At 50.3% G+C, this 23,095-nt stretch carries 22 protein-coding genes; 5 read left to right on the forward strand and 17 right to left on the reverse strand.

The features are described 5' to 3' along the window. Window positions 1-36: 36 nt before the first annotated feature. The 17 genes from EA26_RS05100 to EA26_RS05180 all read right to left on the reverse strand — a co-directional run bounded on the left by EA26_RS05100 (window position 37) and on the right by EA26_RS05180 (window position 15,274). The gene (locus EA26_RS05100; protein WP_039424884.1) at window positions 37-1,266 is read right to left on the reverse strand and encodes a beta-ketoacyl-ACP synthase; all 1,230 of its coding nucleotides are present in this window, start codon (window positions 1,264-1,266) and stop codon (window positions 37-39) included. Further along, window positions 1,263-1,988 (reverse strand): 3-ketoacyl-ACP reductase FabG2, encoded by a 726-nt coding sequence (locus EA26_RS05105; protein WP_039424887.1) that lies wholly within the window; start codon window positions 1,986-1,988, stop codon window positions 1,263-1,265. The genes EA26_RS05100 and EA26_RS05105 overlap by 4 nt, the downstream gene beginning before the upstream one ends. Next, complete coding sequence (locus EA26_RS05110; RefSeq protein ID WP_039424891.1) at window positions 1,985-2,449, reverse strand: hotdog family protein; 465 nt, start codon at window positions 2,447-2,449, stop codon at window positions 1,985-1,987. Before EA26_RS05110 ends, EA26_RS05105 begins: the two co-directional genes overlap by 4 nt. Next, a complete protein-coding gene (locus tag EA26_RS05115) occupies window positions 2,442-3,629 on the reverse strand; it encodes a beta-ketoacyl-[acyl-carrier-protein] synthase family protein (RefSeq protein ID WP_039424893.1) in 1,188 nt (395 codons plus the stop codon). The genes EA26_RS05110 and EA26_RS05115 overlap by 8 nt, the downstream gene beginning before the upstream one ends. 14 nt (window positions 3,630-3,643) lie before the next feature. Then, window positions 3,644-4,192, reverse strand: coding sequence for a DUF3261 domain-containing protein (locus EA26_RS05120; RefSeq protein ID WP_404975864.1), 549 nt, complete (start codon window positions 4,190-4,192; stop codon window positions 3,644-3,646). Between the two features lie 56 nt (window positions 4,193-4,248). Then, complete coding sequence (locus tag EA26_RS05125; protein ID WP_039424905.1) at window positions 4,249-6,558, reverse strand: MMPL family transporter; 2,310 nt, start codon at window positions 6,556-6,558, stop codon at window positions 4,249-4,251. Then, on the reverse strand, window positions 6,548-7,168 hold the full coding sequence (locus tag EA26_RS05130; protein WP_039424907.1) for an outer membrane lipoprotein carrier protein LolA: 621 nt from the start codon (window positions 7,166-7,168) through the stop codon (window positions 6,548-6,550). Before EA26_RS05130 ends, EA26_RS05125 begins: the two co-directional genes overlap by 11 nt. After that, window positions 7,162-7,608, reverse strand: a complete 447-nt coding sequence (locus EA26_RS05135; RefSeq protein ID WP_039424910.1) for an acyl-CoA thioesterase — start codon at window positions 7,606-7,608, stop codon at window positions 7,162-7,164. The genes EA26_RS05130 and EA26_RS05135 overlap by 7 nt, the downstream gene beginning before the upstream one ends. 8 nt (window positions 7,609-7,616) lie before the next feature. Continuing rightward, window positions 7,617-9,161, reverse strand: a complete 1,545-nt coding sequence (locus EA26_RS05140; RefSeq protein WP_039424913.1) for an HAL/PAL/TAL family ammonia-lyase — start codon at window positions 9,159-9,161, stop codon at window positions 7,617-7,619. Continuing rightward, on the reverse strand, window positions 9,139-10,848 hold the full coding sequence (locus tag EA26_RS05145; RefSeq protein WP_039424916.1) for a glycosyltransferase family 2 protein: 1,710 nt from the start codon (window positions 10,846-10,848) through the stop codon (window positions 9,139-9,141). Before EA26_RS05145 ends, EA26_RS05140 begins: the two co-directional genes overlap by 23 nt. Further along, window positions 10,841-11,212 carry an ApeI family dehydratase gene (locus EA26_RS05150; RefSeq protein WP_039424919.1) on the reverse strand — a complete coding sequence of 124 codons (372 nt, stop codon included), beginning with the start codon at window positions 11,210-11,212 and terminating at the stop codon, window positions 10,841-10,843. The genes EA26_RS05145 and EA26_RS05150 overlap by 8 nt, the downstream gene beginning before the upstream one ends. Window positions 11,213-11,232: 20 nt before the next feature. After that, a complete protein-coding gene (locus EA26_RS05155; protein WP_039424921.1) occupies window positions 11,233-12,606 on the reverse strand; it encodes an AMP-binding protein in 1,374 nt (457 codons plus the stop codon). A 7-nt stretch (window positions 12,607-12,613) separates the two neighbouring features. Next, window positions 12,614-13,171: a COG4648 family protein gene (locus EA26_RS05160; RefSeq protein ID WP_039424923.1), complete on the reverse strand. Its 558-nt coding sequence runs from the start codon at window positions 13,169-13,171 to the stop codon at window positions 12,614-12,616. A 3-nt stretch (window positions 13,172-13,174) separates the two neighbouring features. After that, a complete protein-coding gene (locus EA26_RS05165; protein WP_039424926.1) occupies window positions 13,175-13,429 on the reverse strand; it encodes an acyl carrier protein in 255 nt (84 codons plus the stop codon). 16 nt (window positions 13,430-13,445) lie between these two features. Further along, window positions 13,446-13,706, reverse strand: a complete 261-nt coding sequence (locus EA26_RS05170) for a phosphopantetheine-binding protein (protein WP_039424928.1) — start codon at window positions 13,704-13,706, stop codon at window positions 13,446-13,448. Window positions 13,707-13,787: 81 nt separating this feature from the next. Next, a complete protein-coding gene (locus EA26_RS05175; protein ID WP_039424931.1) occupies window positions 13,788-14,546 on the reverse strand; it encodes a lysophospholipid acyltransferase family protein in 759 nt (252 codons plus the stop codon). Then, entirely contained in the window at window positions 14,543-15,274 is a 732-nt protein-coding gene (locus EA26_RS05180) for a beta-ketoacyl synthase chain length factor (RefSeq protein ID WP_039424933.1), read from the reverse strand. Before EA26_RS05180 ends, EA26_RS05175 begins: the two co-directional genes overlap by 4 nt. Window positions 15,275-15,348: 74 nt before the next feature. Between EA26_RS05180 and EA26_RS05185 the strand changes: the two genes are divergently transcribed. The 5 genes from EA26_RS05185 to EA26_RS05205 all read left to right on the forward strand — a co-directional run bounded on the left by EA26_RS05185 (window position 15,349) and on the right by EA26_RS05205 (window position 23,015). Further along, a complete protein-coding gene (locus EA26_RS05185; RefSeq protein ID WP_039424936.1) occupies window positions 15,349-15,738 on the forward strand; it encodes a hypothetical protein in 390 nt (129 codons plus the stop codon). A gap of 32 nt (window positions 15,739-15,770) precedes the next feature. Next, window positions 15,771-16,844 carry a methyltransferase gene (locus EA26_RS05190; RefSeq protein ID WP_039424938.1) on the forward strand — a complete coding sequence of 358 codons (1,074 nt, stop codon included), beginning with the start codon at window positions 15,771-15,773 and terminating at the stop codon, window positions 16,842-16,844. 21 nt (window positions 16,845-16,865) lie between these two features. Next, window positions 16,866-18,119 (forward strand): NAD(P)/FAD-dependent oxidoreductase, encoded by a 1,254-nt coding sequence (locus tag EA26_RS05195; protein WP_039424941.1) that lies wholly within the window; start codon window positions 16,866-16,868, stop codon window positions 18,117-18,119. A 256-nt stretch (window positions 18,120-18,375) separates the two neighbouring features. Next, window positions 18,376-21,396, forward strand: a complete 3,021-nt coding sequence (locus EA26_RS05200; protein ID WP_039424944.1) for a M6 family metalloprotease domain-containing protein — start codon at window positions 18,376-18,378, stop codon at window positions 21,394-21,396. Window positions 21,397-21,545: 149 nt separating this feature from the next. Continuing rightward, window positions 21,546-23,015 carry a protein adenylyltransferase SelO gene (locus EA26_RS05205; protein WP_039424947.1) on the forward strand — a complete coding sequence of 490 codons (1,470 nt, stop codon included), beginning with the start codon at window positions 21,546-21,548 and terminating at the stop codon, window positions 23,013-23,015. Window positions 23,016-23,095: the final 80 nt, after the last annotated feature.

A 23,095-nucleotide genomic window follows, 5' to 3' on the forward strand; every position in this document is an offset into this window, starting at 1 on the left:
AAAGTAAACCACAATCTGAGCACCTTAATGGCCAAGTTAATCGCGTACGCGTTTAAAGATGATCGAGGTGTTAATACCACCAAAAGCAAAGTTGTTGCTCATCAGATACTCGATATCCATCTCGCGCCCGCTGCCTGTGATGTAATCGAGATCGCCGCATTCCGGATCGAGATTGTTAAGGTTAAGAGTGGGATTAAACCAACCGCTGTTCATCATCTCAATCGCGATCCAAGCTTCAATTGCGCCGCAAGCGCCCAGCGTGTGGCCAAAGTAACTCTTCAGTGAACTGATAGGTACCTTGCCGACGGCATTTTGTGTGGCGTTGCTTTCGGCAATGTCACCTCTGTCGGTGGCGGTGCCGTGGGCCGACACGTAGCCGATGTGTTTCGGATGTAGATTGGCGTTTTGCAGTGCCATCTCCATACAGATTTGCATCGTTTCCATTTGTGGCTGAGTGACGTGCGCCGCATCGCAATTGCTGGCGAAACCGATAATTTCTGCGTAGATCTTCGCCCCGCGAGCCACCGCATGTTCATACTCTTCCAGCACCAGTGTTCCCGCGCCTTCGCCAATCACCAGCCCGTCACGATCTTTGTCATAAGGGCTTGGCGTCGTTTTCGGTGCATCGTTTTTCAGACTGGTGGCAAAAAGGGTGTCAAAAACGGCGGACTCTGTCGGGCATAACTCTTCTGCTCCACCTGCGACCATGACGGTTTGGTAACCGTGCTTGATGGCCTCATACGCATAGCCAATCGCTTGACTACCGGACGTGCAAGCGCTGCTGGTGGGAATCACTCGGCCACGTAAACCGAAAAACAAGCCAACGTTAACGGCGGTGGTGTGCGGCATCATCTGTACATAAGTGGTCGCGGTGATCGCTTTGGTGGTTTTCTCGTTGAGCATCACGCCGAAAGCACCGATCGCATCGGTAGAGCCAGTTGATGAACCATAAGCGATGCCGGTTTGGCCGTTGGTTAGCACCTTATGACCTATTAAGCCAGCTTGCTTGAGCGCATTTTCCGTGGCGACGGTGGCGAGTTTGGAGACGCGCCCCATGCCACGTACCTGCTTGCGTTTATAGTGCGATGGGAGTTCAAAATCGACCACAGGGGCGGCGAGTTTGGTGTTGAGCCCTTCATACTGCGCGTAGTTTTCCATGTAGCGCGTGGCATTTTCTAAAGCTTTGAGACGCGGCTCAACGCTGGCCCAATCATGACCAAACGCGGTCACACCAGACATGCCAGTGACAACGACTCTGCGGTTCATATTAAACCTCCGTTGACCGAAATCACTTGGCGGGTAACATACCCGGCGATGTCGGACATCAGATAGCTGACCAAACCTGCAATCTCTTCAGGTTGCCCCATACGGCGCATCGGCACTTGCGGTAATGCATGCTCTTTGACGTGTTCATCGACCATGCCTGTATCGATTAAGCCGGGCGCAACACAGTTAACGGTGATTCTGCGTTTCGCCAGTTCAAGTGCCAGCGATTTGGTTGCGCCAATCACGCCCGCTTTTGCTGCCGCATAGTTGGTTTGGCCACGGTTGCCCATCAAGCCAGACACCGATGCCAGCGTGACGATGCGCCCACCTTGACGCTTTTGCACCATCGGCATGACGCATGGGTGCAGCACGTTGTAGAAACTGTCGAGATTGGTGTGGATCACGCCATCCCATTCTGCCTCTGTCATCGCTGGAAACGCAGTATCGCGTGTGATGCCAGCATTGTTGACCACGCCATAATAAGCGCCGTGAGCGGCGATGTCGGCTTCAATCTGTTCTCGGCATTGGGCGCGATCACTGATATCAAACTGGATTAAACGGCCTGTGCCGCCTTGTTCCTGAATGGCCGCTAAGGTTTCTTCAGCGCCGTTTTTGTCTCCCATGTAATGAACGGCGACGGAAAACCCATCTTTTGCCAATTGAATCGCAATGGCTTTACCAATTCCTTTACTGGCCCCGGTGACTAACACTTGTCGGGTCATTGTTGACTCCTGATTTTCATTTCTTGTAATTTTTCTTCGGTTGGTACGTAAACATTCAACTGGCATTGTGCCAGCAATTGGCCAGCCAATTCGATTTGACCGCTAAAGACGGCCATACCGCTGTCTTGCATGATTTGTTCGGCGAAAATATCCAGCGTTTGCCCCTGGAGGAAAAGATCGTAATGGGCTTGATAACGGCGGCTGCCGAGTAAGAAACCGATCGGTGGCTGTTCGCCTTTCTGCAGTGCATGATAACCTGACCAAGCGGCAATCGACTGAGCCATAAATTCAATGCCGACGTAAGCGGGAATGCTGCATGTTTGGCTGTCAAAAAAGACATTATGCTCACCAATGTCCACCTGACAGTGAATGCGAGTTGGCTGCACGTCTATCGCGCGATCAATCAAAATCATCGGCGCATCGTGTGGTAGCAGAGTGGCGATGTCAGCAAGGTTATTCATGAGTGAGTCCAAAAATTAGCGCAATGTTGTTGCCACCAAAGGCGAATGAGTTGCTTAAAATCGCTTTCTTCTTAAGCTTGGTAGGCGTTTCCACCAAGCGGATTGCAATATCTTCTGCTTTGTTCTGGCATCCTTGCTGCGGCAAATCCAGATCGTATTTGAGGATGTGCCAAGCGATAGCGGCTTCTACCGCGCTGGCGGCGCCCAAGGTGTGACCGGTGAGATGCTTGGTTGAGCTGACGGGCACTTTGTCACCAAATACACGATAGATGGCTTTGCTTTCCATGCTGTCGTTGAGTGGAGTAGCAGTACCGTGTGCGTTTATATAGCCAATATCCTCGGCAGAAAGATGGGCATCGAGCAGTGCCTTTTGCATCGCTTCTTCGGCGCCGTTGCCTTCAGGATGAGGTGCGGAAATATGGTGCGCATCTGAGCTGTCGCCGCAGCCAAGCAGAGCGACATCACTGGATTCTAAGCTCAGCAACATAAAAGCCGCTGCTTCGCCGATATTAATCCCATCGCGATCAGCACCAAAAGGCTGACAATGTTGGTTCGACAATGCTTCTAAACCGTTAAAACCGTTGAGGGTTAGACGGCACAGGGTGTCTACGCCGCCGACAATCACAGCATCGGCCATACCCGTTTGCAACAAGCGTTTGGCCGAGATAAACACGCGGCCGCTGGATGAACAAGCGGTCGAGATGGCGTAGCTTGGGCCTGTGAGGGCGAAATAGTCGGCGACAAAATCACTGACGTTGCCGAGCTCTTGTTTCCGGTAGTGAAAACTGTGAGGAAATGCACCGCTTTCGATCTTCTCTCGGTAGGCGATTTCACCGTCGGCAATGCCGGAGGTACTTGAACCGATGACAACCGCGATACGATGACAGCCAAAGCGCAGCTTGGCTTGCTCGACTTGCGCTGCAATTTGCTTTAACGCTGAGAGCGCTAGACGGTTGTTGCGTGTGTCATAATCCGTCAGTTGCAGCGGCATGTCAGGCAAAGGTTGGGTCACTTTTCCGACGACCGTTGCGGTTTGAGTGTTGAGCAGCGAAGGCTCAACGATCATTTGTTCGCTGCGGTTTAGCGCTAGGCATTGATGGATCTGCTCTGGGGTTGAACCTAATGCAGAATGAAAGCCACAGCCATGAATATAAATGGGTTGAAAAGAGTGCGAATTCATTTGGCTTATTACAGTTAGGGTTGTGTTATCTGGTAGTTGAGCGTCTCAATGGTAATACTGTAGTGATTTTGCACCGAGTAAAAATGGACAGTGCCGTCAAAACCGCGGCCATTCTCATACTCAATCCGGAACGTCTCTTTCCCGTTATTATCAATGATGGTGCGCTGATTGGTGCTATCAATAAGTCGCCACTTTACCTGATTTAGCGGTGCTTCCCAAGCTTGTTGCGGCCAGAGCGTGATCATCAGGTTAAAAAGAACCTGCTCCGGTTGCGGTAGGGTATTTTCTAACCCGCTTAAGACTTGCGTTTCTATCTCGCCATCTTGATAAGTTAGTGAGAGCAGCCGTGTTCCCCACGACGAGAAACCCGCCAACACCACTTTATGCGCATCGACTTGCAACTGCACAGGAAGCTGCTGGGTCTGCTGGCCTTGTTCTGTCTGCCACGTGGCCGTGATGAGCTGAGTGGCGCTGATATGTTGGCCCAGTTCATTTGGTGAGGGTAAGGTGACCTTGACCTCTGGCGTTATCTGCACCGTTGAAAGTGGGGCAGACGGTGTCAGAGTACATCCTTGCAGCACAAAGCTGACGATGGCCAAAAGCCATAAGCGTGAAAGCGTCACGATGATTTTCCTTTGTTGTCAATCGCCATTGGTGCGAGAAGCCATGCGACAAAAATGCCACTTAGGACCGTTAGGCCAAAACTGTGAATGGCGTGTGTGGCACTCAGTGCTAGCAGGCCAAACGACAGCAGGGTGGTGATCGCGGAGAGTGTTACCGCGAGCAAGGTACTGTGACTTGCTTGTTGCTCGGCAAAAAACAAGGTGTAGTCGATACCAATGCCAATCACCAACACCAGCGCAAGCAGGTTAAACAGATTGAGTGTAGAGCCCGTGAACACAGATACTGCCAGACCAGCAAGGCAGGCGATAAGACATGGCAAAACGATGCGCACGCTGTGGCGCACGCCGTAGCGCCAACTGAGTAAGCTGAAGATAACCAGCAGAGCGGCGCCGATTAGTTCCATCACTTTGACGCGATACTGGCTAAACAGCTGCGAGATATCTTCTGTTTTGTTGAGATAAAGGATTTCGGCATCTTGCTCGGCAAACTGTTTGATTGCGCTTGAATCACTGACTTCTTTGAGCAAAATTGCGGCAGAAACCTTTTCGTCGATCAGCCCAAGATACATAAAGCGCACCGGCTCGGAGACAGGAGATTGCAGATAATCTTGTAAAAAGACCGGATTAAAAGCCGCGTCGAAGCTGGCGACCTGCTTGAGCCCCAAATTTTGACTCAGTGAGCCGGAAAACCCCTGATAAAGCGCTTTGATTAACTGATAATCCTGCTGCTGCTGGGCGACCGAATGGATCGTTTGTGCAAGGCTTTGATGAGCAGAAATGAGCCCCTGATGTTGCCAATTGGCCAGCGTGGGTTCCAGTGACTCTAAGCGCTGCAGCAGTTTTTCGTTGTTCTCGGCGCGAACAAGCAACATTTGCTGTGAGGCGTTCACGCCAGTGAGCTGTGCGATGACACTCTCTTGGCTCTTGAGCTGTGGCGGCAGTGCTTGCAACTGGCGGATATCATCGTCGTAACGGATCTGGGTGATGGCGAGTAGGCTGGCTAGGGCAATAGCTGCGGGGAGATAAACAGCGACGCGTTTTTGTTGCCAGCAGCTAAGCCAAGCCTGCCAGAGAGCAAGGCCCGGCAACGAGCGTTCTTTTGATGGGCGCGCAGCCAGCCAGGGATACCAAGCGACAACAGTTAAGTAGGCAGCAAGAAGGCCTGTGGCGGAGAAAAGCGCAAGCTGCTGTAAACCGGGAAAAGGTGCAATCAGTAAGCCCAAATACCCAATTAAACTGGTGATCAAACCTAAGGTGATGGCGGCAAAAATGTGTTGCAGCCCCGAGATGCTGTTCCACTTTCTGCCAGCGGCTAAGCGGTCGGTGAGGTAGTGAAACGCGTAGTCAATCGAAACGCCAATCAGGCTGGCACCAAAGACTAAACTGAACAGGTGAACTTTGCCAAACAGCCACAAGGTGACACAAAACGCCACCAGTAGCCCGATAGTGATAGACAGCAGGGCGAGCAGCAGTGGGGTGGCGCTACGAAACACCCAAAGCATCAATAGTACAATGCCTGCAAGCGATGCCATGCCAATGGTGCTGATCTCTTGCTTTGCGCTTTGAGTGCCAAAATCGGCGTAAAACAGCACCCCCGTATGGTAAAACTCGCTGCCCGTCTGTGTCGCCAGTTGCTGTTGCCACTGTGAAATCTGCGCGACCGCGCGTTGGGCATCCAAACTGTACGGTGAATCGGCTAATTGTGCGCTGAGCAACACATAGGTGGTGTGATCTTTCTCTAGGGTAAGAAATCCATCGCGTACCTTAAACGTGCCCGCGCGCTGTGAGAGCTCATTGAGATAATCACGAAATAGCAGAAAAGGATCGTTAGCGAGTTCAGTGCCAGTCACGCCGGAAAAGGGGTTATACAACGACTGAATCACGTATTGCACTTGTTGCTGGGGTTGCTCACTGAGCCTTTGTCGCTGCTGCGCAGTGAGAAACTGGAAGCGATGAGTGAAATAGTAGCTGGCCCACTGCTGCTGAGCGTTGGCATCAATCTCGCCAATCACTTGATGGAAATAGCCGCTTTGTTGCAGCTTTTCCGCCAGTTGGCGACTGGCTAAAAAAGCAGAGGAGGCGTCTTGGTTAGCCACCACAAACACCACCTGTTTGCCCATCGAATCAGCCATGTGCGAGAAGGCTTGTTCGGCCACGGGATTTTGTTTGTCTTGTGGCAAAAGCTTGAGAATATCCGTTTCGATCGGGGCGCTTGCGCTTTGGTTCCACAGTTTCAGTAGTAGAATGAGCGCGGCGATCACCAGCGCAAGCCAGCCAAAGGCGAAGAGAGGAGATTTAAAACGCAAACTGTTGCTGCTCCGTGTTGGTCAATTGAGCGGGTTGATGGCTGTGTGCTTGGAAATGAATTTCGCTACGATCGCCACGTTTTTCGAGCAGCTCAATCTGCTCTATCTCATCTTCGCCCTGCAAAACAATACGCTCAAACACCGCATTTAAAGGGGCGGATTTTGGCGCTAAGGTCAGCGTCCATTTTGCATCATCGGTGCTGAGTGACAGGTCAAACTCGTTTTGTAAGGCGTTGGTATCGCCATGAAATACGGCTAAAAAAATCCGGCTGAAGTAAAATGCCATCGGATTTTGTGCCGACGTGATCACCTCTGGCGCTTGACCAGCAATACTCTGCCTGAGTTTATCTTGCGTCAGCACCAAATTGACCGGAAACGGCGCTGTTTGTTGCCACAGCAAACCGTGCTGCTTATCCAACACAAACTGACCTTGCGAAGTGAGGGGCTGGGCAAACATCTGCAAATGGCGAAGCTGGGTAAACTGACCGCGCACCAGAGCATGGCTAGAGAGCTGTTTTTGCAGCGAATCTAGGTTGTCCACCTTGGCAAAGGTGACGAAAGAGAACAAGCTGAGCAGCAGACAAAGCGGGTTTTTCAAGCGGTTTAGCATTGATATTCTCCATGCTGATGCCACTGTGCCACGCGCTCAAGGAGTGCCGCTGGCGAAGCAAGGCGCATCTCTTTGTCTTCAATCCCCACCGCCACTTGGGTGGTGTGGCCTTTTGTCATGCGTTGACCAGTCTGAGCATCGTAGATTTCATAGTGGACACGCAGTCGATTTTCCCATTCCGTCAGGCGGGCTTTGACCCGAATCGGATGATTAAATGCAATGGCGCGGACATACTTTACCTGAACATCAATTACTGGCCACATAAAGCCCGATTCGGTCATTTTCAGATAGCCGTAATCGATTTTCTCCATCATTACCCGGCGAGCTTCTTCAAAAAAGCGAAAATAGTTACCGTGATAAATCACGCCCATCGGATCGGCGTCTTGAAAGGAGGTGACCAAAGTCACCTCCGCTTCCAAAGGGTAAAGTATCTCTGTCATAGAACCTCTTAATACAATGACCAGTGGCGCTGTTGAATACGCGCGATAAAGTGGCGCAGGTCCTTCTCTAGCGGGCGATCTTCGCTCACAAAATCAAACTCTTCCAACACGTGAGCGCACATCGCACGCAGTTGGTCGCTCATATGTTGCTGGTTCAACTCACCGCGACGGCGGCGAACTTCGATCGCTTGCGTGGCGGCAAGTAACGAGGCTGCGGCCACTTGTTCCGTCAGCTCCAGTACGCGTAGACAATCGCGCGCGGCGATAGTGCCCATGCTCACTTTGTCTTGGTTGTGACATTCGGTTGAACGTGAGAACACGCTGGCTGGCATGGTGTGTTTCAGGGCTTCTGCTGTCCAAGCGGAAATGCCGATCTGCACCGCTTTAAAACCGTGGTTGATTGGTTTGCGCTCGCCTTCAGCACCACTTAGGTTAAATGGTAGGCCGTTATTGAACTTATAGTCCATTAACTGCGCCATTTGTCTGTCCAGCAGATCCGCCAAGTTGGCAATCGCCGTTTTTAGCGTATCCATCGCCATAGCGATGTGGCCGCCGTAGAAATGTCCGCCGTGCAGAACGCGTTCATTGTCGCCATCGATGATAGGGTTGTCATTGGCGCTGTTGAGCTCGTTTTCGATCAATTGGCGCAGCCAAGGCAGGGCGTCTTGCACCATGCCAATCACATGTGGCGCGCAGCGCAGCGAGTAGCGATCTTGTAGACGATCGCTGTTACGCGGCGGTTGTTCAGCTTTAAGATCAGCACGCAGCCACGCCGCGATCTGTTGCTGACCTGGGTGCGGTTTGACGGCAAACAGAGCTTCATCGAAATGGAAGTCGTTGCCTTGCATGCCAACCGAAACCATCGCGGTGATTTTGCTTGTAAGCTGAGTGAGATATTCGGCCCGTTTAAACGCTAGACAAGCGAGTGCGGTCATGACCGAGGTGCCGTTCATCAGCGCCAAACCTTCTTTTGGCCGCAGCTTAATAGGCTGGATCCCCAGCTCAGCAAACACCTCTGCGGTGGCGCGTTCTTGGCCGCGATATAACACTTCGCGCTCGCCAATCAAGGCTGCTGCAAGATAGGAGAGCGGCGTGAGATCGCCACTAGCGCCGACCGAGCCTTCTTCTGGAATTCGCGGGGCGATGTCGTGATTGACCAGCGTGACAATCTGCTTGAGCAGCTCGTGGCTTACGCCGGAAACACCTTGCGCGAGTGAGCAAAGGCGTGTCGCCAGTACCGCGCGCGCTTGCTCATGAGTGAGCACTTTGCCAAGGCCGCAGCCGTGAAAGCGAGTTAGGTGCAGCGGAAGCTCTTCAACCAGTTGGCTTGGAATTGCCACGGTACAAGAGTCACCGTATCCGGTGGTGACACCGTAGATAACGCCTTCTTCTTTGAGTAACTTCTCTAAAAAAGCCACGCCACGGTCGATTTTGCCGTTGAACTCGGCTGAGTCATTTAAGCGGGCTTTTGCCCCCTGTGCAATTGCGCTGACGTCTTCAATCGTCAGGCGTCCCTGGCCAAAGGTGATGTTATGTTCTGTTTGCGTTGTCATGTTGCTGATCTGTCAGGTTCCAAAAATCGAAAAAGTTATACCACTGCAAAGGAGCTTGCAGCGTGTAATGTTCTAAACGTTGCGCGTATTGTTGCACAACCATTTCTAAAGCGGCTTGTCTCTCTTTGCGAGGCAGAACAATTTTGTCGCTAAAATGCTCGAAATAGACATCAAAATGCGCTGTGGAACTGGTGTCATCCCGTAAACCAAACAACAAATAAACTGGTGCTTTTAAGATGGACGCCAGCATAAATGGCCCTTGAGGGAAAGGTGCTGGTTTACCGAGAAAATCGGCCCATACCGCTCTGCTCTCTTTGCTGGTGGAGGTGCGGTCGCCGACAATCACTATCCACTCACCTTGCTCAATTTTCTGTTGCAGCAAGATAGCGGTGTCCGGCCCTAACGAACTTACTTGGATCAAGTTCAGCTCCGAGCTCGGATTCACCGCTTTCATCACAGCGTTAAAGCGCTCGGCATGCTCAGTGAACACCAGCGCATTGATCTTGACGTCAGTATGGCGTCGCCCCAGTGCGCGACACAGCTCAAGGTTGCCTAAATGTGAGCCTAAGATCACCACGCCCTGCTTACTCGCGACCATTTGGTCGAACTGTTGTTGGCCGTGAATAGTAAGATTGTGCGCTGAAAAGTCACCTTTCCACGCGGCCAGTTTGTCGAGCATGGTGTGACCAAACGAGAGCAAATGATTGTAGCTGGTGAGGTGGTCGGGTAGCTCGATCTGCTTGTCACTGGCGTAGTGTTGCAACTGGGCCAAATAGGTTTGTGAGGCGCTTTTTGCCTGCTTGCCTGTAGCATGGTAGTAGCCCATCACCAAACGCAAAATTAGGTTAAAAGTCGGCCTGCCAAGCAAAGTATAAATCGCCAGTAGCAGCTTAATCCCAAGCACGGTGCCTTTTTCCTGCTGTTTCGACCAATGGGTTCTTGGCTGTGAATTGGGCTTTTTTCGGCCAAGAAGTTTGGGAATACGCGGCAACATGCCGAAAAATAGCCGGGTGTGCATCCAACTGATTTTGACATTGTCCCACAGCGCATCGAAGTGGGAGATGCCGCCTTCGGGGTAAATGACCCGAGTTTCGATAAACTCAATATCGGCCCCCTCCCAGTACATCCGCACTAAGATCTCGATATCAAAATCCATCCGACTGCCAATTCGGTACTTATCGAGCACGCTGACGGTTTTCTCCACCGGGTAGGCGCGAAAACCGCACATGCTGTCTTCGATGGTCAAGGATAAGGTTTCAATCCATACCCAAACGTGCGTCACGTAGCGTCCATAGAGTCGAGATTTAGGCACGCTTGCATCGTAAATCGGTTTGCCAGAAATGAGGCGCTCGGGATGCCTTTTTGACGTTTCAAGCAGTTTTGGTAGAGCTTGAATATCATGCTGACCATCGGAGTCAATCTGGATAGCATGAGTAAAACCGAGTTTATTGGCATGGCGAATCCCCGCCATGACCGCGCCACCTTTGCCTTGGTTGTGCGCCAGCCTGACCAAATGAACATTGTTGCGCTGCGCTTGCCGCTCGAGTTGCTGCTGTGTAATGAGGTTACTGCCGTCATCAACCAAAATAACCGGCAGTTGGTATGGCAGCAGGGCATCAATGACTTGACCAACGGTGCTACCGTGGTTGTAGCATGGGATCAAAAAGCAAGCGTGGTAATTACTCACTAGGGTTCCCCAACTTCATTTTTCCAGTAGAGTGATTGACCACTGCGCCATTTCGTTGTGACGTGTAGGCAAAGTGCAATTTTTGTTTTTCGTCATCCCATTTGAGCTGTAGCGACACTTCGCTATCTGGCAGAATCGGTTCTTGGAATTTGATCACTTCCATGCCTTTAAAGGAAGGTGGCGTATGCAAAAACTCCTTGGCATAAGCGACCGCCCAATCAATTTGGGTCACGCCCGGCAACAACGGAAAATGGCTAAAGTGACCGGAAAAGTCCAGTATGTCGTGATCAACACGCAAATGCAGTGTGGCTTGGTCTTGTTCGACCACAACGGATAACAGCGTTGGCTTTCTTTTTTGGGTCATGATGTTCTATTTTTTTGTCATTAATTGGACTGAAAAAGCATCTCGATTTCGTTGTTCAGCCGTTTTCCTTGGCTGTTGAGTGGAATGTGTTCCACCAGGCGATAACGCCGAGGTATGGCAATCGGCTCTAGCCACTGGCGCAGCTCAGCGCGCAGCTGCAACCAGAATTTGCCTTTGCCGATATCTTCTATCTGTCGTTTGCCTGTCTGATTTAAGACCAGCGCGGCGACCAGTACTAAGCGATCATTTTCCTGCATCGGTATGACTGCGCTTTCGCTGATCCATGTTAACTGCTCAAGACGCTTTTCCACTTCGACTAACGAAACGCGTTTCTCTTCGATTTTAATCACGCGGTCAGTGCGTCCTTTGAGGATAAATTGCCGCTCACCGAGCAACTCACATTCATCGGCGGTCTGATACCAGTGGTGCGGATCGATATGCGGAGAACGTAAGCGTAAACATCGTTCTTCATTAAGCATAACCTCAACGCCGGGGAACAGCGTCCACGGTTGGTGCTCGCAAACCTGCTGGCGATAGGCAATTCCGCCCGTTTCGGTGCTGCCAAACACTTCTATCGGCCACTGAGTAAACAACTGCTGCGCATCGTGGGCGGCCTGAAAACTCAGTGGTCCGCCGGATGAGAAAATAGCCGCGAAAGCGCCAGTCTGATGCTCCTGACCCAAACGTTTTAAGAGCGCAGGACTACTGATCAGCGCGACTTTCTCCCCAGCGTGGGCGATCAACTGCTCAGGATATTCCAAGTTGTAGCGTGCAAACGCTCGACCTGCGCACAAAGGCCACAACAGGCGAAATAGTAAGCCATAAATATGCTGATGGGAGACAGTACTCTCAATGCGACAGTTCGTCAGTTGAGCGTCGAACAGACGTTGTAATATCTCAATCTCGATATCAAGTTGTTTGATTGTTTTGGCGATTGCTTTTGGCACCCCACTTGAGCCAGAAGTAAATAAGGTCAGAGTGAGGTTTTCCACATCGAGCGGTTTAAACACATAGCTGGCGCTTTCCATCGACTCTGACTCAAGCAAAAGATGAGGAAGTGACGTGCTTTGTGCAATCTTATGATCGCAAAGGAGCAGATCAAACTCACTGCTGAGTTCTGCCAAAGCGGATGGCTGATAGTTACCCGGCAGAATGAGCGCTTTCTGGCTGTAACACAAAGCAAAAAAGCCCACGGCAAAGTGGTAGCTGTCCAAACAGCATAGGGCGACCTTCTTCGCTGGCTCGCGGTTGAGTCGCTGGCAAAGCGCGGCAACCTGCGCCGAGAACTGCTGCCAGTGGAGCTCTCCCTGCGCATCAAATGCGATCGGGTGATTGGGCGCTCTGCCAGTTGCAAAAAGCGTCGACAAAGAGAGAAATGGTTGAGTTTGACTCATCGAATGTTTAGTCCTTGCGAACACGTTGGCGTACGATCCACTCTCCGGCAAATAAGCTCCCCGCCGCCAAATAGCTGATCAAACCGTTGTACAGTGTCCAGACGTGCAATGGCTGAAAGCAGGTATACAGAGCGATGGACGCGTTGCAGATAAAAAATGCGCACCACACTTTGGTGACGGTGCGCGTGTAGCGCACGCCACTTTCAGGCAGATCCGGTTGCTGCAATCTGGCCAAACGTTCAATCACCGTTTGTGGTTGAGTTAAACTGAGGGCAAAAACGGCCAGCATCGACAGGTTTATCATCACTGGATAAAAGGTCAGCCAACCTTGCTGCTTAAAAATTGCCCCAAGCGTGACCAGAGTGACACCGACCATGCCGCTTAATACAGCAAGATGTTTCAGCTCTTTAAGCTTGGCCTGATGGCCAGAAAAGATTCTTAGCAGGAACACTGTGCCTAAAAGGAGAGCGACCACGTTAAGACCAAGCTTATCGATACCGAAGTAAACCGCAAATGGGTAAGCGAGCAGTACGATTGCAGACAAAACTGTCAGCAATGTGCGCATCGGTTAGCCCTTTACGAGTTCAACAACCGCGTCCACCACATCATTGACGGTACGTACGGTTTTGAATTCCTCTGGTTGAATCTTTTTACCGGTCACTTTTTGCAAGTGCACCACAAGGTCAACCGCATCAATGCTATCTAGATCTAGGTCCTGATACAGATTGGCTTCGGGCTGGATATCATCTTCATCCAGCTCAAATAGCTCAATCAGAGCGGCTTTTACTTGCTCAAAGACTTGTTGTTGATTTACTACTGACATATCAGGGCCTACTAAATTAGTGTTCGGTTTGTGAATAAATATAATTCGCCAAATTAGCTACAGAGGCGAAATGTTGACGGGTGTTATTATCATCCGCATCAATAACGATATTGTATTTCTTTTTAATGGCCAAACCGAGCTCTAATGCATCGATAGAGTCTAAGCCTAAACCATCACCAAACAGCGGTGCTTGCGTTTCGATATCATCAATCGAAATGTCTTCAAGGTTAAGGGCGTCGATGATCAGTTGTTTGATTTCGTTATGTAGTACTTCCACTGGGACCTACTTATATTGACTGATATTGTGAAAAAACCCGAGAATGAGCGCAAATTGCCATAAGAAGGGCAAATAAGTCACTTAACTTGGGAAAATGGTCTCAGCCAGATGTTGATTTAATCTTCTAGCTGCTGACGTTGGGTTGCTAGTTTGCTCTATAAATGGTTTTACCTCAACCTTATGTTTTACCTCTATATGAAAGAAGGGTTTGCTCTCTGGCACTTGATACCACTTTTTCTCTTTTGTTAGAAAACTAGGCGTTACGGTAATGTGCACAACGCGCATATCACGCTCAGTACGAACTGCCACTTGGGCTGCGCCGCGTTGTAAATTAGATTTTATTCCGGGTGTTGTACGGGTTCCTTCAGGAAATACCAACAATACATTTCCACGCGCAAAGCGCTGTTCACACTGGCTGAGTAATTCATCAGGGGATTTATTGGGAATATAACCTGCGCCTTTTACGACGTGCTTCATAAAAGGATTATCCCAAATCGCCGCTTTAACTAAACAATCGCATTGTGGTAACTGTGAGGCAATTAACACGTAATCAATCAAACTGGGATGATTAGCAATTATTAAACAGTTCTTATCACTGGCTAAAATATCAGCGCCGGTTATTTTGTAGTCGATCGCGCCAGTGTATTTCATCAACTTGCAAAATAGATTGAAGGTTTTTTGGATCGTGTTTTGTACGCGATATTCACGCCGCGTTTGATCTTTTTCAAGCAAGTGAATAAGAGGGATAATCACAAAACTCAGTGCTAATCCACCAATACCAAACATGGCAAAACAGAAACCCGTGGCGACAATACGCCAGTACTGACCAATTTTTCTCATTTCTGTTGCCATATCCAAGTGTGACGACGAGTGGAAACTGGCCATGTGCGAACTGAACTCGCCAGATAGTGTTGCAAAAATTGCAACGCTTGTGGGCGTGGCGTGCTTGGTTCCATACTGGGTGCGGCTTGGCTGATGGCGAATTGCTCACCTTGGCTAATCACCAGTGCAAGGGCATAACCGCGATACGACTGTTCTTCGAATTCGGCATAATCCTCTGGCAAAGGCTCATCGAAATCCACCAATAAGACTTTTTTGTCAGGGTGTTGCTGTAAATAACAGAAGGTTTCAAGTAGCGCGCTGTGGAATGTATTTTCGCCCGCGGCGATAGAGGTCAATGGAATGGACTTTTTACTGGCGATGGTGGCCAGCCCCGCTGCGGTATTATGTACAGATTGAGAAAACGCCATGGGTGAGGCCTCTTCACCTAGTAAAATATCTTTCACTAATGCGATGCTGCGATGTAACTCACCATGCCGACTGGAAAAAACCATATAATCGACCGAGGTTTGCGAAAGTAATTCCAGTGCGCAGTGCACCGCGTGTTTACTTAATTCGCTCATCCGCCGACGCATCATCGCTGGTATATTAGTAAATATTGTTTCGTTGTTTTCGGGATATTGACCGTTCAAAGCCCAATCTTGCCAAGCTTGGCTGCCATTCAGCCCGGCTGAACTTGCATACCACTTTTCAACATTTAAACAGATAAAAGAGGATGAATTTGACATAGGTTGTTGATTTGTTTCCAACGGAGTTCATACTAAGGGCTTCTATTTCGTTTGAATTCAGGAGCAATATCTAGATGAAAACCTTTAAAATTATAATTTCTTTTTGTTTGACGTTGTTGTTAGTTGGCTGTGGTCGTTTACAACCAATTATGGAGATACAGGATACTCCGATCAGTTATGATCTTCAAAGCAAACAAGTGAAAAGCGCGATAGTGTTAGCAGCAACAAAGCGTGGTTGGGGCATTGCCGAAGTTGAACCGGGCGTTTTGACCGCAAAACTGCATCTTCGATCGCATATTGCAGAAGTCATGATCCCTTATGACACTAAATTTTATTCAATTCTTTACGTTAAATCAGAAAACCTAGATGAAGATGATGGCAAAATCCACCGCAACTACAATCGTTGGATCAATAACTTAAATGTTGATATTCAACGTCAGCTTGCGGTTACGGCTAATCAGTAACCTCTTCTTACAACTATTAGTTAGGTTTTTTCGTGTTAAATCATAATTTAGACCCTTACAACGCTTTACAAGCAAAAACAGAGGCACAGAAACTCTCCTTTGCACCGATTTTATTTCACACCGCTCGAACGTTGAGAGATTTGAATATCCTTGCGGTTCTCGACGCCGCTGGCCAAGCGGGGTTACCTGCTGTGGAGATTGCGCAAAAAACTGGCGTCTCCGAATACGGTGTCAAAGTGCTGCTCGATATGGCGTTAAGTGCGCACATTGTGGTGTGGAAAAAGCCTAACTACGTGTTGGCAAACGTTGGTCATTTTTTGCTGCATGATGGCATGACCAAAGCCAACATGGATTTTACCGCAGACGTTTGTTATGCGGCGATGATGCATCTGACGGAATCGATTACTACAGGCACACCAGCAGGGTTGAAAGAGCTCGGCGATTGGAACACCATTTACGAAGGGCTTTCACGTCTACCGGAGAAAGCAAAAGAGAGCTGGTTTAAGTTCGATCACTATTACTCCGACCGTTCCTTTCCGCTCTTGCTAGAGCGAGTGTTTGCCGACAAACCACAACACATCGTAGACATTGGCGGAAACACCGGAAAATGGGCTCTTCAGTGTTGCAATTATGATCCGGATGTCAAAGTGACCATTGTCGATCTACCACGTCAGTTAGAACTGGCGATGTCCAATGCCCGTGAGCAAGGTTTTGCTGAGCGAATATCCCCTTTTCCAGCCAATATGTTGGATAAAAATCAGCCTTTGCCGACACAAGGCGATATCTGGTGGATGAGCCAGTTTCTCGACTGCTTCTCGCCAATGGAGATTCTCAGCATTTTGACTCGCGTTAAAGAGAGCCTTCAGCCCGGAGCAGTGGTGTATATTCTTGAGCTCTTTTGTGATGCTCAGAAATACGACGCGGCATCTTACAGCCTTAATGCGACCTCGCTGTACTTTACCTGTTTGGCCAATGGCAACAGCCGTTTTTACCGCAGTGACGATTTTCTGCAAATTGTCGCCGAAGCGGGGTTAGCGGTGATTGAAAGAACCGACAACATCGGTCTTGGTCATACCTTGCTAAAACTGGTCGCAAAATCACATTAAAAAAACTCAGGATAAAATGAGATGCAAAAGCAATCGACTCAGGTTGTGATTATCGGCGCTGGCCCTTCAGGGTCGACGGCTGCTGCGCTACTGAAAGCGCAAAACATCGACGTCATTGTATTGGAAAAAGCGCAATTTCCGCGTTTTTCAATTGGTGAGAGTCTATTACCCGCTTGTATGGAAGTGATTGAACAGGCTGGTATGCTAGATGCGGTGAATCAGGCTGGCTTTCAATTTAAAAATGGTGCCGCATTTAGAAAGAACGGTGTTTACACCGAATTTGATTTTACTGACAAATTTACCCCCGGCCCGGGAACGACTTATCAAGTCCAACGCGCGACGTTTGATAAAGTGCTGGCCGATGATGCCGAACGTCAAGGGGTCGAGATTCGTTATCAACACGAAGTCACTCGCGTTGAGATGAATGGCAACACGTCACTGCTGGATGTGACAGACCAGTTTGGTCAGGCGTACCAGATCGAGGCGAATTTCCTGCTGGATGCCAGTGGCTTTGGCCGGGTGCTGCCTCGTCTGCTTGACCTTGAAGAGCCATCTTGTCTGCCACCGCGCCAAGCGATTTTTACCCATATCGTTGACCACATTGACGCCAGTGATATCGCCTACACCCGCGATAAAATTCTTATTTCCGTGCATCCACAACACGCTGATGTCTGGTACTGGTTGATCCCATTCTCTAACGGCGTTTGCTCGTTTGGTATCGTCGGTACGCCAGCGTTTTTTGCCAACTACCCGCAAGATAAAATCGCGGCGATACAGCAGCTTGCTAGCGAAGAGCCAGGTTTGGCGAAGTTGCTTAGTCGCGCCCAATACCCCAATCCAGCTGGGGAGCTTGGCGGTTATTCGGCCAACGTGAAGCATTTGGCAACGGACCATTATGCACTGCTTGGTAACGCCGGTGAGTTTCTCGACCCAGTGTTCTCTTCTGGCGTAACCATTGCGATGAAATCAGCCCAATTCGCCAGTGCTTGTGTGGCAAAACAGCTCAATGGCGAACGGGTAGATTGGCAGCGCGACTATGCGCAGCCACTGATGGTTGGGGTGAACACTTTTCGCACCTACGTCGAAGGCTGGTACGATGGCACCTTGCAGGATGTGATTTTCTTTGAAGAGCCCAATGCACGAATTAAGCAGATGATTTCCTCCATTCTGGCCGGGTATGCTTGGGATGAAGAAAACCCGTTTGTCAAGGAATCGCAGCGCCGTTTAACTCGTCTTGCTGAATTTGTCCGCCAAGAGAACGCCACGATAAAATAAGTGTCTTACCGTTTATTTGCTTGTCAAAAGGCCCATGAGGGGCCTTTTTTGATACCTCAACAGAGCAAGTTCAGGCGCGAGCAAGGATGCTTTAATTATTGGGGTGATTATCAATAGCAAAAGATAATTTTGCTAAATGATTCTCGTATTTTATAAATTGTTCTTGTGTCTGAGCTGGAGATACATAAGGTGTGTGCTTTTGTTTCGTTATTGAGACACAAGCCGAAGAATATCTTAAAGGGAGTTAGGGTTAAGAATGAAAAAATGGCTTTCTACGTTGGCGTGTAGCGCCGCGACAATGGCATTGTCGGCCTCTGCGCTGGCGATGGTTCCCCCTGCGCCGATTTGGCATGAGATCGTTTTGCCAGATGGTTCCAGTACGCAAATTCGCCTGCAGGGCTCGGCCCATTTCAGTTGGTTCGAAGATGAGCAAGGTAATGCTCTCATCCAGCAAGGGGATAAATGGTATTTTGCTGAAATTCAAAGTGATACAACGGGTGCTCAACTGATTTCAACCGGAGAGCTTTTGCTCGCAGGCGCGCAAGCGCCGATACGTTCTCAGTTACGTCCGACGATCAATTTGCCTGACGCGCTCAACGCCGACAGTGCTAACCAAGTTCTCCGCTCGCGCAGTTTTACTCCCAGCAAAATCGCAGCCGCACGCAGCGCTTTCTCTGCGCCAGCGCAGCCGTTTGAACAGCCGCTGTTGGTGGTGCAAGTTTCCTTTTCCAACGTCAATATGGTGCATGATTTTACCGAGCGAGTGTTTGGTGAGGTAGGGCAGAGCGTGGTGGATTACTACGCGAAAAACTCGGCAGGTCAGTATCAAGTCGTGCCCGCGAGAGAAAGCTTTGGCACGGCGAATGATGGTGTCATTGATATTACGCTCGATCAGTTTCATCCTAACTGCCATGACTCAGCCTGGTGTACCAGTCGCCTCAACACCATTTTTGCTGAAAGCTACCAAAAGCTTGATCAATATGTCGATTTCTCCCAATACGATCTTAATGCGGATGGCACCATTGATCCGAGCGAACTTTCAGTGATGTTTGTCTTCGCCGGAGGCGATCGCTCTACTGGTGTTGTCAATCGGCCTTCGATCTGGCCTCACATGTATTACCACAACGATGTCCCTGTCGATGGTAAAAAGATTTCGGCATATTGTTTGTTTGGTGATTATCAAGTCGATCACCAAGCTACACTCGGAGTAATTGTCCATGAACTGGGCCATCTGATGCTTGGCCTGCCGGATCTCTATTCCTACAAACACGATGGCTCCGTTGGCCAGTGGGGTGTGATGGGGGCGGGGTCTTGGGCTATGGCCCCGGATGACCAGTATGCTGGTGACACGCCAGTTAACATGAGCGCGTGGAGCAAACACGCTTCCGGCTTTGTTGCGCCGCAGGTGTTGAGTCAATCGCAAGCGGCAGTGCAAGTGGCAAACGCAGAGGCGGGGCTTATCTACCTTGACCCTTATTTGAAGGAGTTTGGCCCGCGGCTATATGTGGAAAATCGTCGCAATGTCGATTACGACCGCGCTTTGCAGGCCGAAGGGATGCTGGTGACCTCGGTTAACGTCAACAATGCATTTAACGAAACTGGCCCAATGCAGGTGCAGATCATGCAGGCCGATGGACTGGGTGAACTGGAGCGCGGCGGTCGCGCCGACAGTGCCGACATCTACCCGGGTCTTTATGGTAATACCCAAATTTCGGACAACTCACAGCCGAATTTAACCAGCGTTGCAGGCTTTGAAACTGGCGTTAGCCTAACAGGGATTGTCAGCGGTGAGCATGCTGCGCGTTTTGATTTTGTCAAACCGCAAGATGGTGAGAAGTTCGCTTGGTTAACCAGTTTACGCCGGAGCTATGTGCAAGCAGAAGCGGGCAAAGACGCGCTGGCGTTTGAAGTGAATTTGCCCAAAGCCACTCAGATTGATGGTATTCAGCTCTATTACCAAGTGGTAAATAGCTCGCTGCCAGTGCGCTACACCGTTTCTCGCTATCCACAAAATGGGGCAAACTTTGCCAATTTGCTGTTAGATAGCAGTCAGCAAGAACGGTTAGCCGAAGGGGTAGTGAGCCGCTCTGGCCGAGTGATGTTTAGTGCACCAGCAAAGCTCGCCACAGGGACTCATACCTTGGTGGTGGAGCTGCAAAATGGCATTTTGGAGCAAAACTATCTCTTCAGTGATTTACAGAATATGGAGCCGACGGATGAGAAGAAAGCGTGGCTCGGCAGCCGCCTAGAGAAAGAGAGCAATGGCCTGAGTAAACTACTAGGTTACCAAACCGTTCCTTTTGCTGCGCTGTTTGATGTCGACCCCGCCAGTTTAGTCCAACCTATGGCAGATAAGGTTACGGTTGATAAAAACGGCTCGGTGGCGTTGGATGTGATGGCTAACGACACTATGGACCCCGCTTATGTATTCCAAGCCGAGTTGGTTTCACCGCCGACTAACGGCACAGTCACAAACTGGGTTTACACGCCGAAAACCAACTTTGTTGGCCAAGATCAACTGACTTATCGCTTACGCTCTACATCCGGCAACTTGGTTTCTGCAGTAGTGAGCGTCGATATTGACGTTATGGGCAGTAACGCAGCGCCGCAAGCCAAAACGTCGGTTGCTGAGGTTGCCGTGGTCGCGGGAGCACGTATATCGCTGCTGGGCGAGGCAAGCAGCGATGCCGACGGTGACGAGTTGCAATATCAATGGCGTCAAACCTTTGGACCCCAAGTTAAGGTGATCAATGCCAACCGCAGTACTGCCGAATTTGTGGTGCCAGAAGAGGCGAAAATGGGCAATACACTGGCTTTTGCGCTAACGGTAACAGATCCAAGTGGCTTGAGCGATAGTGCCACGATTCAGCTTGAAGTCGCCAACAGCGCACCGATTGCAGGCCAAGATGCTATCAGCCTCACCGCGGGCTCTAGTGTGGACATTATGGCGTTAGCCAACGACTACGATCAGGATAACCACGTGCTGACGCTCATCTCGGTGTCAACCCCGGAGCTCGGCTCCGCTAACGTAGCGAATAATCAAATTCACTACCAAGCGCCAAGCAGTGTGACGCAAAAAACTGAGGTGACTCTGGAATACCAAATTCAGGACGTTGAAGGGGCGATAGCCAGCGGAACGGTACTAGTGACGGTGACGCCAGAAAGCAATGCGACCTCCTTTACCGCCAGCTCTTCTAGCGGTTCATCCGGTGGTTCACTTGCCGTCCTGCCTCTGCTATTTCTCGCGTTACTTGGGCGCAGACGCTCGCGCACCTAACTCTGCTAAAACGCGCCTTCGGGCGCGTTTTTTACTTTCGGCTCCCCGACAGAGCCATATGGTACAAGCAATTTCCCTGCTGCCAATCGGTGTTTGTCACATTCACTCTGTGCTAGTTTGAGCAGGTCTTCTCTCTTTTGGAGCCCTTTATGTCTGCTTGGCAATCGGTCACATTCTCACAGCGTTTTTCTTCGCTGCCTCGCGCCTTTTATACTCCGGTTAAGCCGCAGCCGCTGCAAAATAGCCACTGGGTGGTGTGGAATGCACCTTTAGCGGCCCGTTTTGCTTTGCCGGAGGCTGCCGATGAAACCTTGCGCTGCGCTTTTGCGGCTGAACAAATGCCGGATTGTTTCTCGCCGCTGGCAATGAAATACGCCGGGCACCAGTTTGGTGTCTATAACCCCGATTTGGGCGACGGACGCGGCCTGCTGCTGGGCGAAATGCAGGACAAACAGGGCAATTGGTTTGACGTGCATCTCAAAGGGGCGGGGCAGACGCCATACTCGCGCATGGGCGATGGCCGTGCTGTGCTGCGCTCAACCATTCGCGAATATCTGTGCAGTGAAGCCATGGCGGGGTTAGGTATTGCCACTACGCGCGCACTGGGGATGTTGAGTAGCGATACCCCAGTTTATCGTGAGCAGACCGAGCGCGGCGCGCTGCTGATCCGTTTAGCCACCACTCATATCCGTTTTGGTCATTTTGAGCACTTTTTCTATACCAATCAGTTGGCTGAGCACAAACTGCTGGCTGACAAAGTCATCGAATGGTATCTGCCGCAATGCCAACAAGCGGCTAAGCCTTATCTGGCGATGTTTGAGCAGATTGTCGCGCGCACTGCACTGATGATTGCGCAGTGGCAGGCGGTCGGTTTCGCCCATGGGGTGATGAATACCGACAACATGTCGATTTTGGGCGAAACATTTGACTACGGTCCGTTTGGGTTTCTTGACGACTACGAGCCGGGCTACATCTGTAACCACTCCGATTATCAAGGTCGCTACGCCTTTGATCAGCAGCCCAGAGTCGCCTTGTGGAATCTCTCTGCACTGGCCCACGCGCTTTCGCCATTGATCGAACGGGCCGACTTGCAAGCCGCGTTGGCGCAGTTTGACGTTTTATTGGGTCAGCACTTTAGCCGCTTGATGCGCAGTAAATTGGGTTTGAACGCGCGATTTGCCGGAGATAGCGAGTTGTTTGACCGAATGTTTGCCTTGCTGACGGAAAACCGTACCGATTACACTCGTTTTATGCGCACGCTGTCGGAGCTGGATCGCCATGGCAAACAAGCGGTGATCGATCTTTTTATCGACCGAGAGGCGGCAGCACGCTGGCTGGATGATTATCTGGTGCGCTGCCAACAAGAAGTGCAAGCAGACGGTTCGCCGCTGTCTGAAAGTGCGCGCTGCGCGGCCATGCGTTTGGTGAATCCTAAATACATTTTGCGTAATTATCTGGCTCAGCAAGCGATAGAAAAAGCCCAGCAAGGTGATTTTAGCCAAGTGCAACAACTGGCAGAGCTACTTCGCCGTCCTTACGATGACGCGCCGCAATTTGACCACTACGCGCGTCTTCCGCCTGAGTGGGGTAAGAAAATGGTCATCAGCTGCTCTTCCTAACTGTGATCCAAACGCGGATTTTCCTCAAATTTCACTAAACTATCTCTCATTATTGACTGGCGAAATCGATAGACTATGTA

It is taken from the genome of Vibrio navarrensis (assembly GCF_000764325.1).
Lineage (GTDB): Bacteria > Pseudomonadota > Gammaproteobacteria > Enterobacterales > Vibrionaceae > Vibrio > Vibrio navarrensis.

Excerpts from the sequence above, each read along its gene's own strand:
- EA26_RS05150 (WP_039424919.1), bottom strand. The coding sequence starts at position 11,212 with ATGACCCAAAAAAGAAAGCCAACGCTGTTATCCGTTGTGGTCGAACAA.
- EA26_RS05155 (WP_039424921.1), bottom strand. The coding sequence starts at position 12,606 with ATGAGTCAAACTCAACCATTTCTCTCTTTGTCGACGCTTTTTGCAACT.
- EA26_RS05110 (WP_039424891.1), bottom strand. The coding sequence starts at position 2,449 with ATGAATAACCTTGCTGACATCGCCACTCTGCTACCACACGATGCGCCG.
- EA26_RS05175 (WP_039424931.1), bottom strand. The coding sequence starts at position 14,546 with ATGAGAAAAATTGGTCAGTACTGGCGTATTGTCGCCACGGGTTTCTGT.
- EA26_RS05160 (WP_039424923.1), bottom strand. The coding sequence starts at position 13,171 with ATGCGCACATTGCTGACAGTTTTGTCTGCAATCGTACTGCTCGCTTAC.
- EA26_RS05115 (WP_039424893.1), bottom strand. The coding sequence starts at position 3,629 with ATGAATTCGCACTCTTTTCAACCCATTTATATTCATGGCTGTGGCTTT.
- EA26_RS05195 (WP_039424941.1), top strand. The coding sequence starts at position 16,866 with ATGCAAAAGCAATCGACTCAGGTTGTGATTATCGGCGCTGGCCCTTCA.
- EA26_RS05105 (WP_039424887.1), bottom strand. The coding sequence starts at position 1,988 with ATGACCCGACAAGTGTTAGTCACCGGGGCCAGTAAAGGAATTGGTAAA.
- EA26_RS05130 (WP_039424907.1), bottom strand. The coding sequence starts at position 7,168 with ATGCTAAACCGCTTGAAAAACCCGCTTTGTCTGCTGCTCAGCTTGTTC.
- EA26_RS05165 (WP_039424926.1), bottom strand. The coding sequence starts at position 13,429 with ATGTCAGTAGTAAATCAACAACAAGTCTTTGAGCAAGTAAAAGCCGCT.
- EA26_RS05200 (WP_039424944.1), top strand. The coding sequence starts at position 18,376 with ATGAAAAAATGGCTTTCTACGTTGGCGTGTAGCGCCGCGACAATGGCA.
- EA26_RS05185 (WP_039424936.1), top strand. The coding sequence starts at position 15,349 with ATGAAAACCTTTAAAATTATAATTTCTTTTTGTTTGACGTTGTTGTTA.
- EA26_RS05135 (WP_039424910.1), bottom strand. The coding sequence starts at position 7,608 with ATGACAGAGATACTTTACCCTTTGGAAGCGGAGGTGACTTTGGTCACC.
- EA26_RS05100 (WP_039424884.1), bottom strand. The coding sequence starts at position 1,266 with ATGAACCGCAGAGTCGTTGTCACTGGCATGTCTGGTGTGACCGCGTTT.
- EA26_RS05140 (WP_039424913.1), bottom strand. The coding sequence starts at position 9,161 with ATGACAACGCAAACAGAACATAACATCACCTTTGGCCAGGGACGCCTG.
- EA26_RS05205 (WP_039424947.1), top strand. The coding sequence starts at position 21,546 with ATGTCTGCTTGGCAATCGGTCACATTCTCACAGCGTTTTTCTTCGCTG.
- EA26_RS05180 (WP_039424933.1), bottom strand. The coding sequence starts at position 15,274 with ATGTCAAATTCATCCTCTTTTATCTGTTTAAATGTTGAAAAGTGGTAT.